Annotated in this window: 12 protein-coding genes and 1 tRNA gene; 6 read left to right on the top strand and 7 right to left on the bottom strand. The window is 35.4% G+C overall.

The window, feature by feature from the left end:
• Positions 1-12: 12 nt before the first annotated feature.
• Complete coding sequence (gene nadB / locus OZX61_RS02870; RefSeq protein ID WP_277095256.1) at positions 13-1533, bottom strand: L-aspartate oxidase; 1521 nt, start codon at positions 1531-1533, stop codon at positions 13-15.
• Complete coding sequence (gene nadA / locus OZX61_RS02865; RefSeq protein ID WP_277095618.1) at positions 1517-2668, bottom strand: quinolinate synthase NadA; 1152 nt, start codon at positions 2666-2668, stop codon at positions 1517-1519. The genes nadB and nadA overlap by 17 nt, the downstream gene beginning before the upstream one ends.
• Positions 2669-2951: 283 nt before the next feature.
• Here nadA and OZX61_RS02860 point away from each other — a divergent pair, with 283 nt between their 5' ends.
• From OZX61_RS02860 to OZX61_RS02850, 3 genes are all read left to right on the top strand, one after another.
• The gene (locus tag OZX61_RS02860) at positions 2952-3872 is read left to right on the top strand and encodes a hypothetical protein (RefSeq protein ID WP_277095255.1); all 921 of its coding nucleotides are present in this window, start codon (positions 2952-2954) and stop codon (positions 3870-3872) included.
• Positions 3873-3935: 63 nt separating this feature from the next.
• Positions 3936-4787, top strand: coding sequence for a carboxylating nicotinate-nucleotide diphosphorylase (gene nadC / locus OZX61_RS02855; RefSeq protein ID WP_277095254.1), 852 nt, complete (start codon positions 3936-3938; stop codon positions 4785-4787).
• A gap of 99 nt (positions 4788-4886) precedes the next feature.
• Positions 4887-5462, top strand: coding sequence for a peroxiredoxin (locus OZX61_RS02850; protein WP_277095253.1), 576 nt, complete (start codon positions 4887-4889; stop codon positions 5460-5462).
• On the opposite strand, the gene OZX61_RS02845 is transcribed toward OZX61_RS02850, so the two are convergent.
• Positions 5459-5926, bottom strand: coding sequence for a type IV secretion protein Rhs (locus tag OZX61_RS02845; protein ID WP_195770679.1), 468 nt, complete (start codon positions 5924-5926; stop codon positions 5459-5461). The genes OZX61_RS02850 and OZX61_RS02845 overlap by 4 nt on opposite strands.
• A 229-nt stretch (positions 5927-6155) precedes the next feature.
• Here OZX61_RS02845 and OZX61_RS02840 point away from each other — a divergent pair, with 229 nt between their 5' ends.
• Both OZX61_RS02840 and OZX61_RS02835 read left to right on the top strand, forming a co-directional pair.
• Positions 6156-7781: an NAD+ synthase gene (locus OZX61_RS02840; protein ID WP_277095252.1), complete on the top strand. Its 1626-nt coding sequence runs from the start codon at positions 6156-6158 to the stop codon at positions 7779-7781.
• 328 nt (positions 7782-8109) lie between these two features.
• Positions 8110-8367, top strand: coding sequence for a hypothetical protein (locus tag OZX61_RS02835; protein WP_195770682.1), 258 nt, complete (start codon positions 8110-8112; stop codon positions 8365-8367).
• A gap of 89 nt (positions 8368-8456) precedes the next feature.
• Here OZX61_RS02835 and OZX61_RS02830 read toward each other — a convergent pair.
• The 4 genes from OZX61_RS02830 to OZX61_RS02815 form a co-directional block, all read right to left on the bottom strand.
• Positions 8457-8533 (bottom strand) — tRNA-Met (locus OZX61_RS02830).
• 103 nt (positions 8534-8636) lie between these two features.
• Complete coding sequence (locus OZX61_RS02825; RefSeq protein WP_277095251.1) at positions 8637-9500, bottom strand: hypothetical protein; 864 nt, start codon at positions 9498-9500, stop codon at positions 8637-8639.
• Between the two features lie 20 nt (positions 9501-9520).
• A complete protein-coding gene (locus OZX61_RS02820) occupies positions 9521-11737 on the bottom strand; it encodes a TonB-dependent hemoglobin/transferrin/lactoferrin family receptor (RefSeq protein ID WP_277095250.1) in 2217 nt (738 codons plus the stop codon).
• Between the two features lie 212 nt (positions 11738-11949).
• Complete coding sequence (locus tag OZX61_RS02815) at positions 11950-13431, bottom strand: sodium:alanine symporter family protein (protein WP_195770685.1); 1482 nt, start codon at positions 13429-13431, stop codon at positions 11950-11952.
• Between the two features lie 681 nt (positions 13432-14112).
• Between OZX61_RS02815 and OZX61_RS02810 the strand changes: the two genes are divergently transcribed.
• The gene (locus OZX61_RS02810) at positions 14113-14817 is read left to right on the top strand and encodes a nitroreductase (RefSeq protein WP_195770686.1); all 705 of its coding nucleotides are present in this window, start codon (positions 14113-14115) and stop codon (positions 14815-14817) included.
• The last annotated feature ends 150 nt before the right edge of the window (positions 14818-14967 follow it).

The following is a 14967-nucleotide window of genomic DNA, read 5'->3' as shown; positions in this document are numbered from 1 at the left end:
CTTATATTCGTATTAAATCACGGAATACATGGCTTCATTCAAACTTACTGGATAGGTCTCATTAAAGTGTGCACCTCGGCTTTCTAAACGTTCTAAAGCACCGTCTACCATCAGCAAAGCAACGGTAATCAATTTCTCATTAGGGTATTGCGCCTTCCAAGTATTGAGTTGTATGCGTAGCTTAAGTAACCCTGCATGATCACGCACAATACCAAAATATTGACTCATCCATGCTTGCAATGTCTGTTTTGAAAATACAATATTTTCAGGTGTCGTTTTTTCTTCAGTATATGAGCGATTTAGTATTTTTGACTGTGCTATTTTCGGATATTGCCATTGAATTTTTTCGACCATATCTTGTGCAATATTACGACCAACCACTACACACTCCAACAAAGAGTTACTGGCTAAACGGTTCGCTCCATGCAATCCAGTACATGCAACCTCGCCAACTGCATATAAGTGCTCAATATCAGTATGTCCAAAAGCATCAGTTAACACTCCCCCGCAACTATAATGAACCGTTGGTGCCACTGGAATCATTTCATGACAAATATCTAATCCTAAAGAATTACATTTTGCATAAATTGCAGGGAAATGTGTTTGAACAAACTTTGCATCTAAGTGAGTCATATCTAGAAATACAGGCTGATGATTTTGACGACTCATTTCTTTAAAAATTGAACGGGCAACAATATCTCTTGGTGCTAGCTCTGCACGATCATCATAATCTGGCATAAAGCGATGACCATCTATATTACGTAAGACTCCACCTTCTCCGCGTAGCGCTTCAGAAATGAGAAAGCCACCTGCTTTTTCTAAAGCGAGTCCAGTTGGATGAAACTGAATAAATTCTAAATTTGCAACACGACATCCAGCATTCCAAGCCAATGCTAGACCATCTCCTGTTGCTGTTACCGGATTTGTCGTTCTTTCAAAGAGCTGTCCCACTCCTCCAGTTGCAAGTACGGTATATTTTGCAATGAAATTACGTTGCTCACCTTCACATTTACATCGTAGACCATGACAATGCTTTCCATGCGTCAGCAGAGATTCAACATCGTATCCAAATAAGCAGTCAATATGTTGTTGAGCATTCAATCGTTCAATTAATGCTTGAATAATCGATTTTCCTGTATAGTCTGCTACATGTACAATGCGACGATGATCATGTCCACCTTCTTGAGTTAAATGTAACTGTTTAGTGCGATGAGATGGCTCAGTGTCAAATATAACGCCTTGCTGTTGTAACCAAGTAATTGCCTCGGGTGCTTGAGCTAAAATCTGTTGTGTATTTTCAACATGACATAACCCTGCACCTGCTGTAAGCGTATTTTTTACATGATTTTCTATCGTATCCGTTTCAGCAAGAACGGCAGCAATCCCACCTTGTGCCATATAGCTTGAACAAACATGAATATCGTCTTTTAAAAATAATGCTACACGCATATTTTGCGGCAAAGACAACGCGACTGTTAAACCTGCTAACCCTGCACCAACAATAACGACATCATACTCAAAACTTTGCACCATGCTGTTGCTCCGTTAACCATACTGTAAAAGACTGCGCTCCTAGATTTAAAGCGTGCTTATTTTCTTGGTTAAATTTTTGATATTTTTCAGAAAAATCCAACATTTTTAAAATTGGTTTTTCAGCCTCTATAATTAAATCTGAATCTAGCTCTATACAGTTATGCTGATATTTCAGAGCATTCAAACAACCTTCTAAACCATTCATCGCCATCCATGGACAAAATGCACATGATTTACATGTAGCACCATTACCTGCCGTAGGTGCTGCAATAAACTGTTTATGAGGGGCTTGTTTCTGCATTTCGTGCAAAATGCCCAAATCTGTAGCAACAATAAATGTTTGATTGTCATATTGCGTTACTGCTTTTAGTAACTTACTGGTCGAACCAATGACATCTGCATGTGCTACAACTTCAGCAGGTGATTCAGGATGTACTAAGACCAGCGCATCTGAATGCTTTTGCTTTAAATGTTCAAGCTCAATACTCTTAAACTCATTATGAACAATACAAGAACCTTGCCATAACAACATATCTGCGCCTGTTTGTGCTTGGATATAACTTCCCAAATGACGATCAGGTCCCCAAATAATTTTTTGCCCTTGTGCATGTAAATATTCTACGATTTCAATTGCAATAGAAGAGGTTACTATCCAATCTGCACGTGCCTTTACTTCTGCACTTGTATTTGCATATACAACAACCGTACGCTCAGGGTGATCATCACAGAATTTTGAAAACTCATTGATAGGACAGCCTAAATCAAGCGAACATGTCGCGTCTAAGTCGGGCATGAGGACGGTTTTATGAGGACTTAAAATTTTAGCGGTTTCTCCCATAAACCGAACCCCTGCAACAAGTAATGTTTCAGCAGGATGAGATTTACAGAATTTTGCCATCTCTAACGAATCTCCAACCATTCCGCCTGTTTCTAAGGCCAAATCTTGAAGTTCAGGTTCGACGTAATAATGTGCAACCATTACCGCATTGCGTTCTTTTAAAAGTTGTTTAATTTCTTCAATATAAAGTCTTTGTTTTTCTTGTTCGAGCGGTTGTTGAACTTTCGCCCACGCATGTTGCAATGTACAACTATTTTGTATTTGTTGTTCTTTTGCATCAGTTAAATACGTTTGCATGAAATCCAACGATGGCTTTTCATAGGGATAATGCTCAATAGCGTTTTTCATTACATTCATCCAAATTACTTCTTCACCAATTATGCTCATAATGAGTATATAAATTCAAACTTTTTTTACTCAATTCGAGTATAATTAAGCTAAACTACTAATATATAAATATATTTATTTAATTATTAGAGATTCTTCTAATTTTTTAAGAAGTATTTAAGAAGTCATGTGTTTCCAATACAATAAACCCAATGAAATCCAATAATGCGATATAAGAGAACATAAAATATATATGGTTCAAGAAACAACCACCGAGCTTGTTGCTGTACTAATTGCGGTAACAAATTTTTCAGCACGTGTTCTAACTATTCATGAAGGTGACTTACTCCCCTTTGGACCTCTCACACCTATTCACCACTCGTTACAAGCAGGTGCTCGCACATGGGTGCAACAGCAAACAAGACAACCTCTTGGCTATATGGAACAATTGTACACTTTCGTAGATGTTAAACGCTCACAAATTACTGGCTATCCAGTCGTATATGTCAGTTACTTGGGGCTAGTAAAAGAAGCCGATGAAGAAAAGCTCGCATTAGATGCAAAATGGCATGACTGGTATGATTATTTCCCTTGGGAAGATACAAGGAGGAAAAATCATACGAATAATATTGATTGTATTATCAATAATATACAAAATTGGATAGATTCATCTTCAAATACTGAAATACATAGACAACGTACACAACGACTGAATTTATGCTGGGGATTAGATGAACATGAGTGGCAAGAAGAACATGTTCTTTTACGCTATGAGCTGATGTATGAAGCAGGACTCATTGCTGAATCTCCTTATTTCAACCACCAGTTAAGTAAAGAAATTACAGGTCAACCCATGCAGAATCATCATCGTCGTGTACTGGCTACAGCCATGACAAGGCTACGTGCAAAGCTGAAATATCGCCCTGTTATTTTTGATTTAATGCCATCAGAATTTACATTGTTACAGTTACAGAAAAGTTTAGAAGCTTTCACTGGTGTTGAACTTCATAAACAAAATTTTCGACGCTTCATACACAATCAAAACTTAATTGAAGCCACAGGTAAAGAAGCAATCGTAGAACGAGGTCGTCCTGCACAGCTTTATCGATTTAAAAAGAATGTACTTCAAGAAAGTTTACTTTCTGGATATAAACTTCCTATCGCAAATAATTAAAAAGATTGCATCCTTGTAAATTTCCAACATATACTCTATATGAGCATATATTGGAGATTTACTATGCATTACGCATTGCCAGACGTTATTTTGCAACCACTGATAGAAAAAGCTTTAACAGAAGATTTAGGAAGACGTGGCGATGTAACCTCTGCAGCAGTAATTTCTGCTCAAAAAGAAGCTCAATTACACATTGTAGCGCGCGAGTCAGGTGTTTTATGTGGCATAGACTTAGCCAGACTCACTTTCAAAACAATGGATTCTAATATTCGATTCACTGCACACATCGAAGATGGAGCACCCCTTACCCCTAATACAATAATTGCATCTATTGAAGGTAATGCACATGCAATATTAAGTGCTGAACGTACAGCGCTTAACTTTCTTACACACCTTAGTGGTATTGCAACGACTACCCACGAAATTCAAAGCTCTATTGCACATACTTCAACTCGCCTCACCTGTACACGTAAAACAATTCCAGGTTTAAGAGACGTCCAAAAATATGCTGTACGCACAGGAGGGGGACGCAATCATCGTATGGGATTAGATGATGCAATTTTAATTAAAGATAATCATATTGCGCTTTCTGATGGGGATATTATTTCGACAATTCAAAAAGCAAAAGCATATGCAGGACACCTCATCCCTGTAGAAGTTGAAGTAGATACACTAGAACAACTTGAATTAGTATTAAAAGAAGGTGTGTCTTTAGTATTATTAGATAATATGGCACCTGATAGACTTAAAAAAGCAGTTTTAATGTGTAAGGGGAAAGCCGCAACAGAAGCATCTGGTGGTATTACGCCCCAAACTGCTAAAGATGTTGCAGAAACAGGGGTCGATTTTATGGCGTTAGGCTACCTCACACATAGTGCCCGATATTTAGATATTGGTTTAGATTACTTGAAATAGTAGCCTCAAGGTTGTAATAAAATTTACAACCTTATATTTAAAATTTGTATAAAAACACCTCATAATAGCCTCTATATTTATTAAAAAAAGGCTATGCCAATGTTTTTCAAACCTCCACCCTTTTTAAAGTATTTTTACCTTTTTATTATTATTGTATTTAGTATAAATCTAAGTTATGCAAATAACGTACTTTTCTCAAAAGAAGATACAAAAGAGTGGGTTGGAAAATCTGCTCCAAGATTCCAACTACAAGACCAATACGGAAAATGGCATACACTCGAGCAATATACGGGTAAATGGCTGGTGTTATATTTTTACCCTAAAGATAATTCACCAGGATGTACAGAGGAAGCAAATCAGTTTAAAGAGCTTTATCCAGAATTTTTAAAAAATAATGCAATTGTTCTTGGTGTCAGCTTGGACTCATTAGCATCACATGAAAAATTCTCAAACAAACTTGGATTACCCTTTCCTATTCTCGCAGATCATCAGAATAAATTGACATCCGCATTGGGTATTGTACGTAACCTAGGTATTACAAAAGTTGCAAAACGAGAAACCTTTTTAATTGATCCTCAAGGAAATATTGTTTACCACTACCAAAGCGTAAATACAGAAACCCATGCTAAACAAGTTCTAGCAGATGTAATAGCACATCAACATTCACGCCATTAAGCACAAAATGGGATACATGTTTCTAAGTCGGTACATGGCAAGGCAAGTTTCTTTTTTAAGAAATAGTCTTGCACCATTTGTGCTTGTTGTTCTATACCATATTCACAAAATGTCTTATCACACTTCAATTGATAATGATAACGCCTGTTAAACATTGCTCCCAGTACAACATTTATTCCTTGCTGTAACTGCCAAACATGAACCATTTCATGAATAAACCAAGACTGCCTGTAAATATCTAATGTTGAAAAATCGTCAACCCAATTTACAGGATTAAAATAAACTTTACCATTTGGACTCATTGCATAGTTTTTCATAATGGCTTTATGTGCAATAATCTCTACATTCTCTAAAACAATATGGTGCTTAAAAACAGATTGGATTAATTGTTTTTCACCATAAGTTAATGAGCGTTGCTGTACAATAAAAATTTGATTTAGCCTTTGCCAAATAGACGTAAACATGGTGAAGCACCTATAGATAAAAATTGTGCAAACTTATTGGTTATCTGTAACTTTTTTTGAAGAAATACAGATTTTTTTAATTTTTAAAGCTTAATATTCGTGTAGTTTCGTATATAGTAGCATCTACCGAATTATTCCCTTATATCAATGTGTAACTGACAATGAGCTGAATAATTAAATCCAAAAAATCAGTCCATTGTTACCCCTATAGGAATAGGATTTTGTTTAAATGAAAAATTTTAAAATTGCGCTTGCTCAGTTTTCTCCACATGTCGGCAATCTTGAAAGTAATACCCAAAAAATGATTGAGCAAATAAGCAAAGCAAAACAAGAGCATGCTGACCTCATTATTTTTCCAGAGCTTAGTCTGATTGGTTATTCAGCAGAAGACTTATTACTACGTCCTAGCCTAAAAAAAAGAACCCAACAAGCATTTGAAAAATTAAGTCAAATCAAAGACATCATCGTCGTTTTTGGCTTTGCTCATCAAACAGAAGATGGTCAAAGATTTAACTCTGCTGCTGTGATGAAAGATGGTCAAGTTTTAGGTGTATATAATAAACAAAACTTACCTAATTATGGTGTATTTGACGAACAGCGCTATTTTAATGCAGGAAATCAACACCTTGTATTTGAATACTGTGAACATCGTTTTGGTGTACTTATCTGTGAAGATATTTGGAATTTAAATACGGTTCAGCAACTCTCAAAATTGAATGTAGATAGTGTTTTTGTATTAAATGCTTCACCTTATGAAGTAGGCAAGCCACAACATCGTGTAAAAACACTACAAGAAGTTGCGAAACAATTAAACATCAATATTATTTATAACAATCAAGTGGGCGGACAAGATGATCTCATCTTTGATGGCTCAGGATTTGTGATTAATAAAAATGGAGATGTTGCATTACAAGCAGAAATCTATCAAGAAAAACTGTATTACACTGTCTATAATGCACAAAGTGCAATTTTCGAGAGTTCAGAACAACATGCACCTCTTGAAACAATGGCAGAGATTTATCAAGGTTTAGTTTTAGCAACACGTGATTATGTACAGCGCTCAGGATTTCCCGGGGTTATATTAGGCCTTTCGGGTGGTATTGATTCCGCACTTACATTGGCAATTGCTGTAGATGCCATCGGTGCAGATAAAGTACAAGCTGTAATGATGCCTTATACATACACTGCAAAAATAAGCGTGGAAGACGCTGCCGCTCAAGCACAGAATCTAGGCGTTGCTTTTGGAATTGCAGAAATTAATCAAATCGTGAATAGCTACCAGCAAACACTTTTCCCATTTTTTGGCAATGCAAAAGCAGATGCAACCGAAGAAAATTTACAAGCACGTGCACGTGGTACGTTACTCATGGGACTATCAAACAAATTTGGTAATCTTGTTTTGTCTACAGGTAATAAATCTGAACTTGCGGTTGGTTATTGCACACTCTATGGCGACATGGTTGGTGGTTTTGCAGTACTTAAAGACGTTTATAAAACTATTGTTTTTGAGCTTGCAAAATATCGTAACAGTATATCAGAGAAACCCGTTATTCCTGAACGTGTGATTACTCGTCCACCTTCTGCAGAATTACGCGCAGATCAAAAAGATCAAGATTCATTACCAAGTTACGATGTATTAGACAGTATTTTATATGCCTATATCGAAGAAGATCAAAGCCAAACCGACATTATTGCACGTGGTTTTGATAAAACTATTGTTGAAAAAGTCATCAAGCTTGTAGACAACAATGAGTACAAACGCCGTCAAGGTGTCATTGGGCCACGTATTAGCTCAAAAGCATTTGGCCGAGAAAGACGTTATCCAATCGTCAACGGTTGGAAAGCTGGTATCTAGTACACATAAAAGCCTAACTCTCTGTTAGGCTTTTTTCTTCGTAACTACCCTATGTCACCTCGTCTTATCAATATAAATAAGTAACTTCTGCACCACTATAGATAAATTTTCTTAGCAAGTACTTCCATTATTTAGTTTAAAACTAAACTTTCCTGTTAGTTTAATTCTACTTTTTTAAATATTGTTTTATTTTCACACAAACATTTTATCTTTGTACGCTATAGCTTACAAATATTTTTTTTTACTAACAAAATTAATAATATAGAAAATGAATATCTTAGCTATACACGCTACTATACACTCAACCATTCTTTCGTTCAGGATGCTAATGACAACGTTACTACTACTTACTTTAAAGTCTAAAATAGATTTTCATACTTTATATTTAGAACAAGTAAAAGATGTCATTATGATTAATCAAGAAAGGTATATCCATAATCTTTGGATCAATTCTAAAGATTCAACGATATTAGACTCGGCAATGTATTCTATTTTTGAAAATGCAAAAAAAAACGATAAAATTTTAATTAATACTATTGAATACTATGTCCATGAAGTCACTACACTTATTTTAAGATACGAGTAAAAATTACATAAAAAAAATCCCCAATATTATATTGGGGATTTTTTAAATATATATCTCTGGAGGAATATGGATATATATTTTTTAGTATATGGTGGCTATGACTGGACTTGAACCTGTGACCCCAGCATTATGAGTGCTGTGCTCTAACCAACTGAGCTACATAGCCATATTTTGTGTGTGCATTATCTATATTTATTCGTTTTACGTCAACACCCTATTGCACCAAATGTTCACCAAACAAACAAAGATAGAAATTAAATGGCACAAGCTTAAGGTTTTGTTTGTATTTCACCCATTTTCTCACTATCCCAATAGGTAAATAGGGTTTGAGAGAAATGCTCAATATCTTGAATACGTATCTTAGCGTGACCATTCGCAATAGCTTCAAATCTTAATTCGTAGAATTTTTTCATACGATCGCGTGCGTGGTTAGCATTTTCATCATATCGCTGTATAAATTCATTTACATATTCATCTTCAGAAACCTGCCAATCATGCTTTTGGTTTACATGTCTATACTGGTCTTCTCTTTCAGATAAATACATAGCCAATGTAACGTATTCTTTACCCTCTCCATATTGTTGGATAAAACCTGATACGTCTGTAGCCATAGGCATAGACACTGGAGTTTTAAAATTAGCACCTCCATGGAGTCTATTTTTATTTTCGTCCAATGCTATGTCTTTCTGATTCACTATACCATCATGATTTTTATCAAATCCCTCAAAAGTTTTTAAACCAATCTCCTGAAATTCTTTTAGCGTTAGTATTTCATCTTTATTCTGATCTAGAACATGGAAGCGAACATGAGCTTGTTTTATAGACATCTCACGATATTTTTGCATCATTTCATCCAGCTTAAACAATTCATAATCTATAAATTGTTGCTTATTTATAGATTTGTTTTCTTTGAATAAGTTTAGATATTGGTCTGTAAACTTACGAACAAATTGTTTCTTAGAAACAGTATTTGTATTATTTTCTGCAAACATTTTTACCCAGCGATTCGCCGTTACTTCTGAAGGCTCTTGAATACCTGCTGTAAAAACTTCTGGAATTATATTGGAAGGCTGTACTGCAAATACTTGTACTGAACTTGCACACAATAGAGTAAGAAAAAAATATTTCTTCATAATAGAGCTCATATATTTAATTAAAATTTAAATGCCAAACTTGCAACAACATTTCTTCCTGGTAGTGTTGCTCTATCAATTAAATTTGCACTGGTCAAAGTACCTACCGTTGCATAATCCCAATACTTTTTATCGAAGATATTATTTAAAGAAAGATTTACTGTTATAAAAGATGTAGGTTTCCAATATGCTGATAGATCATGTACAACATAACCTGCAACACGTGGATAAGTCGTACCAGAGCTAACGATACTTGCATCCTGAGAAGCTCTTTTTGAAGCTACTGCTGTACTTGTAAAGCCTAAACCATATTGTTGTTTTGGATCATCATATCCAAGCGTCAGACTAGCTTTCTTCGGTTGAATAGAATTAATGCCCGTTTTTTGACCATTACTATTTTTAGCTGAACCTTTCGTCGTCCCTGCAACAAGTGAAAGACTAAATCCTTCTGAAGAAGAAATAAATTTAGATAAATCGATATGTGCAGAAACTTCTCCACCCCAAATATTTGCACTAGCAATATTCTGAAGTTGATACGTCATCATTGTATCGCCAGAAATAGCAGTACTAAGCTGTTTGTAGTCAATAAAATTATGATACTGAGTATAAAACCCAGTGAGATCTAGTTTTATTCCTTCAAGAGGTGTCGTTTTTAATCCTACTTCAAATGCATCACTTTCTTCTTTTTTTAACTGGCTATTCCCTATAATTGAATAACCACGACCGGGATCAAAGCTTCCTGACATTTCTGCAGCTGTAGGAATGCGATTTCCTCTATTGTATTTTAAATAACTATAATAGTTGGGTGAAAGCTGATAGCTAATGGCTATACTCGGTGCCAAATAATGATTATCTTTGGACGAAACTTGCATTTGTTTCGCTGTAGAGGTTAAAACTTCACTCGTATTTTCTGGTTTAAATGCTTCAAATTGATACCTTAATCCTGGCGTAACCCCGAAAGGTTTACCAAATACACTCCATGTCATCGCATCGGAAATATAAAAAGCGTATTTATTGGTTGTAGACTTTACCATGCGGTTTTGGGTGGTCACACTACCATCGGGATTATATTGTTGCCATGGGCGATTACTGTTTATCTGATTTAAGGTGAGTCCGTACTCTAACCGATGAATGTTTAAAGCTTTTTGAGCATTTAAATTTAACCCTAAATTATCTTCTGTATAATCATTTAAAATTGTTCGATAGCCTTGCCCTGTTTTCCCAGCATAGAACATATAAGTTTTATTATTATTTTTAGTTGCTTGATAATAGATTGTAGATTTTAATTGATCGAATAGACTCAAATTTTCTGGCGTATATAGATCATCTAAACTATAACGAATACGTTGGCCATCAACCTCTTGTGATGCACCCCTTGGGTATAAACTACTAAGTAAGTCTGTACTAATATACCTATGTGTATCCTTTTTATAAAAATCGAACGTTGTACCTAATGAATGTCTCTCATTTATATTCCATAACAACTTCGCTAAAATTGCATCAGAAGACCAATCTACAGGATTTGGACGGAGCTTACCTTCGCTTTGAGTTGCATGGCCATCTCTATGAGAATATACTACCAGCCCTTTAAATCGATCACTTCCTACGGCTGTAGTAATGGAACTGAACCACGCATCATCAGCAGAGCTATATCCACCTTTCACCTCTCCTGCCAGATGTTGCCCCTTCTTTAAATAATCTTCTGGAGTTTTTGTTTTAAATTCGACTCGTCCACCAATCCCCTCACTTTTTGAGTCTACGGTTCCAGATCGAATAACAACCTGATTAAATAACTCTGGATCAATAAAGTCTCGACCCGAACTAAAACTATTTCCTTTTAAACTATCTGGCTCAGGCGTTGCACTTGCTAACTCTACGCCATCCACATCTAAACCAACCCGATTACCCTCTACACCACGAATATTATAGCCACTTGTACCCGCCCCATCCCATGCATTTCCAGAGCCATTCACGGCTTTAGGTGCACTCACTAAAGGTTGATACTTCACTATACTTGCCATATCAGTGATACCCATTCGTATTAAGTTATCATGATCAATGGTTGTAATTGATTCTGGAACCTTTTGTTCTTGTGCTGCATATACTGTAATAACAGGAAGAGATAAAGATTGCTCTGTACTTTGTGCATATGTTGATAAAGAAATACTTATCATTATAGCTGTAACACAACAGTTTAAGTATTTAGGTTTTAGTTTGTTTTCAGACGAATCACACATGCAATACTCTATTATTGATTGATAATCATTTACAAAATGATCTTAAAAAAACTATCCGAGAGATGAATAGAATGCTTTGAGTAACTTTATGTAAAATATTTACAATTGAGAATAATAATCAATAACAAATTGGTTTTCTAGTACTATCGCTATTTTATAAAAGGATTGCTTAATGATTCATCAAAAAAAAGCTCCCATCAGGGAGCTCTTTATTACCAAATATCGCTTTTTACTTTTTTCTTTAATTCAGGATGATCATCCAGTTTAAAGATAGGGTCCTTAATACCTGCTTTTTGTTGTTTACGGTAATCTTTCAAAAGAACCATAACAAAAGGCATAAGAAGTAAAATAGCTGCGAGGTTCAATGTTGCCATAATACCCATAGATAAATCGGCCATTGCCCATACAAGAGGTACACTTGTAATTGCACCAAAATATACCATGCATAAGACTAATATACGGAAGATAAACATTACCTTACGGTTATTTTTAATAAACTGCATATTTCCTTCTGCATATGCATAGTTACCTAAGATTGCAGAATAACAGAATAAGAATAATAAGAACGCGAGTAAGTCACCGCCCCAAGGCCCCAACTGACTCTCTAAAGCACGTTGTGTTAATTGAACACCAACAAAGCCTTTTTCTGTATAAGCACCAGAAATCAAAATAATCATCGCTGTACTTGTACATACAATAAAAGTATCTACAAATACACCCAACATTTGAACAAGACCTTGGTTTACTGGATGCGGAACATCAGATGCAGCAGCAGCATTAGGTGCAGAACCCATACCTGCTTCATTGGAGAACAAGCCACGCTTTACACCCTGCATTAATGCCATTGAGACCATGCTTCCAAAGAAACCGCCAGCAGCAGCATCAAACTGAAATGCTTTTGTGAAAATTAAACCAAATAAATGTGGTAATTGTTCATAGTTAATAATTGCAATATAAAAAGCAACGCCTAAATATAGACCTGCCTTTAACGGTACAAACAACTCTGAAAAGCGTGCAATACGATTAATACCACCAAAAATAGCAATACCAATAAGGAATACGAGTACAATTCCAACCCAAGATACAGGGAAGTTAAAGCTACCCATTGGAATAGAAATATTATACTTATTCCATCCCCATGCATGAGAAGATGCATCAATCATGGCATTGGCTTGTACAGAATTAAATACAAATCCGTATGCCAAAATCATAGCCAATGCAAAGAGAATACCGAATGACTTACTTTTTAAACCATTGGTAATATAATAAGCTGGTCCACCACGGAAACGTTGATTTTTTGGATCACGTATTTTAAATAATTGTGCAAGTGTAGACTCAACGAATGCTGAACTCATACCTACCAATGCAGTAACCCACATCCAGAAAATTGCACCCGGCCCCCCAATCGCAATTGCAATTGCTACGCCACCGATGTTACCTACACCTACACGGCTTGCTAAACCTGTTACAAAAGCTTGAAAGGGAGTTAAACCATGTCGTTTATTATCTTCATTCTCACTACGACTGCTTTTCATAACCCGAATACTTTCTAAGAACATTCGGATTTGTACACCACCTGTTGCGATTGTATAAATAACACCCACAGACAGTAGGAAAATAATTAAGAAGTCCCAAAGTGGATCATTAAGGTGGTTGATCCAACCCATGAGTAAATCATTTAATTCCTGATTCATTCAGACATCCGTCCTTATATAAATATGGCTCTCGAAAGTATCCAAACGTTATAAAAGCACCAAGTTATTCGCACATTAATTATAATGATGATATTTGGTACTATTTCTTGTCTTATGCGATGACCTATTTGGGATGCAATAAACAAAAAAACAAACGTAGAACTGTACTCGATGCAATAGATGTCGGTCTACTTACTATTTAGAAAGTACCCTTCAAACATTTCGCCAGAACTTAAAAGCCTGTTCTTAGATTTCGTTTCTCTGCCTATAATATCAATGGTCAAAAAACCTTATTGATATATATAAATATATAACAATTATTACGAAATCTAAGAACACCTTAAACGTAAAAAACACGCAATTATACGCATACCAGCCTTTAAACCAAATTTTTTTCTTAAATTGAAGAGAACATTTATAGGTTAGATTAGTCTTTTTTGAACATTTACTCAGGATTTTAATGTCGTTTTCAAAAAGATATTTTTTAAATTTAATTCTTAAAAACATACATTTAGAACAATAATATACAAATATCAAACAGCTTTTCTTAAAAACCTATAAATGACAAATATTGAAACAATTTTTAGTAAAGAAATTCATATATCGCGATTTATTAATACGCTATTGTTCTATAAGTGTTATATATATCACAAAACAATGAAACTAACCTAAGGTACACGGATGGATAATATACAATATATTGTTGATGAAGTTATTGGATCACGTCACTCTGTAAGAGCATTCTTACCCGATCAACCTGTTTCCAAATCAATCATTGAAAGTATTCTTGCAGTCTCCTCACGCGCTCCATCTGGCACAAATACACAACCTTGGAAAGTCTACGTCGTTAGTGGAAAAAAAAGAGATGAGATTGTTGAAAAAGTTTGTAACGCACAACTTCAAGTAAATGCAGATCCTTCATTAAAGGAGCAATATACGGAAACTTTTTCCTATTATCCTGAAAAATGGATTTCTCCTTATATCGACAGACGACGTGAAAATGGCTGGGGACTATACGGATTACTTAATATTCAACGTGGCGAAAAAGAGAAAATGGCTGCACAACAATTGCGTAACTATAAATTGTTCGATGCGCCTGTAGGTATATTTGTAACTGTGAACAAAGCAATGGGTATTGGCGCAAAAATGGATATTGCCATGATGCTACAAAATATTATGCTCAGTGCCAAAGCAAGAGGTCTAGACACTTGTCCTCAAGCTGCATGGAACCATTTTCATCAAATTGTTTTAGATAGTTTAAACGCGCCTGATGATGAAGAACTGGTATGTACCATCGCGCTAGGATATGCAGATAAGAATGCACCCGTAAATACCTTTCATACGCCACGTGAACCAGTCGAAAACTTTACAACTTTCTTAGAATAGTCATCGAAGACCAAGATTTTTCTACAGCTTCTCATGTTTTTTAAGGCAAAATAAGGGATATTTTGGTATGAATATTCATATTTTTTAGCCCATCTCTCTATCATCTTTTCAGTTATAATAAGATGGGATTAGAAACTTAAATTTCATGAG

The sequence above is a fragment of the Acinetobacter sp. ESL0695 genome (assembly GCF_029392135.1).
Lineage (GTDB): Bacteria > Pseudomonadota > Gammaproteobacteria > Pseudomonadales > Moraxellaceae > Acinetobacter > Acinetobacter pollinis.
The sequence above is the reverse complement of the archived record's forward strand: the minus strand, read 5'-3'. Positions and strand labels throughout refer to the sequence as shown.

Excerpts from the sequence above, each read along its gene's own strand:
- nadB (WP_277095256.1), bottom strand. The coding sequence starts at position 1,533 with ATGGTGCAAAGTTTTGAGTATGATGTCGTTATTGTTGGTGCAGGGTTA.
- nadA (WP_277095618.1), bottom strand. The coding sequence starts at position 2,668 with ATGCAAACGTATTTAACTGATGCAAAAGAACAACAAATACAAAATAGT.
- OZX61_RS02860 (WP_277095255.1), top strand. The coding sequence starts at position 2,952 with ATGGTTCAAGAAACAACCACCGAGCTTGTTGCTGTACTAATTGCGGTA.
- nadC (WP_277095254.1), top strand. The coding sequence starts at position 3,936 with ATGCATTACGCATTGCCAGACGTTATTTTGCAACCACTGATAGAAAAA.
- OZX61_RS02850 (WP_277095253.1), top strand. The coding sequence starts at position 4,887 with ATGTTTTTCAAACCTCCACCCTTTTTAAAGTATTTTTACCTTTTTATT.
- OZX61_RS02845 (WP_195770679.1), bottom strand. The coding sequence starts at position 5,926 with ATGTTTACGTCTATTTGGCAAAGGCTAAATCAAATTTTTATTGTACAG.
- OZX61_RS02840 (WP_277095252.1), top strand. The coding sequence starts at position 6,156 with ATGAAAAATTTTAAAATTGCGCTTGCTCAGTTTTCTCCACATGTCGGC.
- OZX61_RS02835 (WP_195770682.1), top strand. The coding sequence starts at position 8,110 with ATGACAACGTTACTACTACTTACTTTAAAGTCTAAAATAGATTTTCAT.
- OZX61_RS02825 (WP_277095251.1), bottom strand. The coding sequence starts at position 9,500 with ATGAAGAAATATTTTTTTCTTACTCTATTGTGTGCAAGTTCAGTACAA.
- OZX61_RS02820 (WP_277095250.1), bottom strand. The coding sequence starts at position 11,737 with ATGTGTGATTCGTCTGAAAACAAACTAAAACCTAAATACTTAAACTGT.
- OZX61_RS02815 (WP_195770685.1), bottom strand. The coding sequence starts at position 13,431 with ATGAATCAGGAATTAAATGATTTACTCATGGGTTGGATCAACCACCTT.
- OZX61_RS02810 (WP_195770686.1), top strand. The coding sequence starts at position 14,113 with ATGGATAATATACAATATATTGTTGATGAAGTTATTGGATCACGTCAC.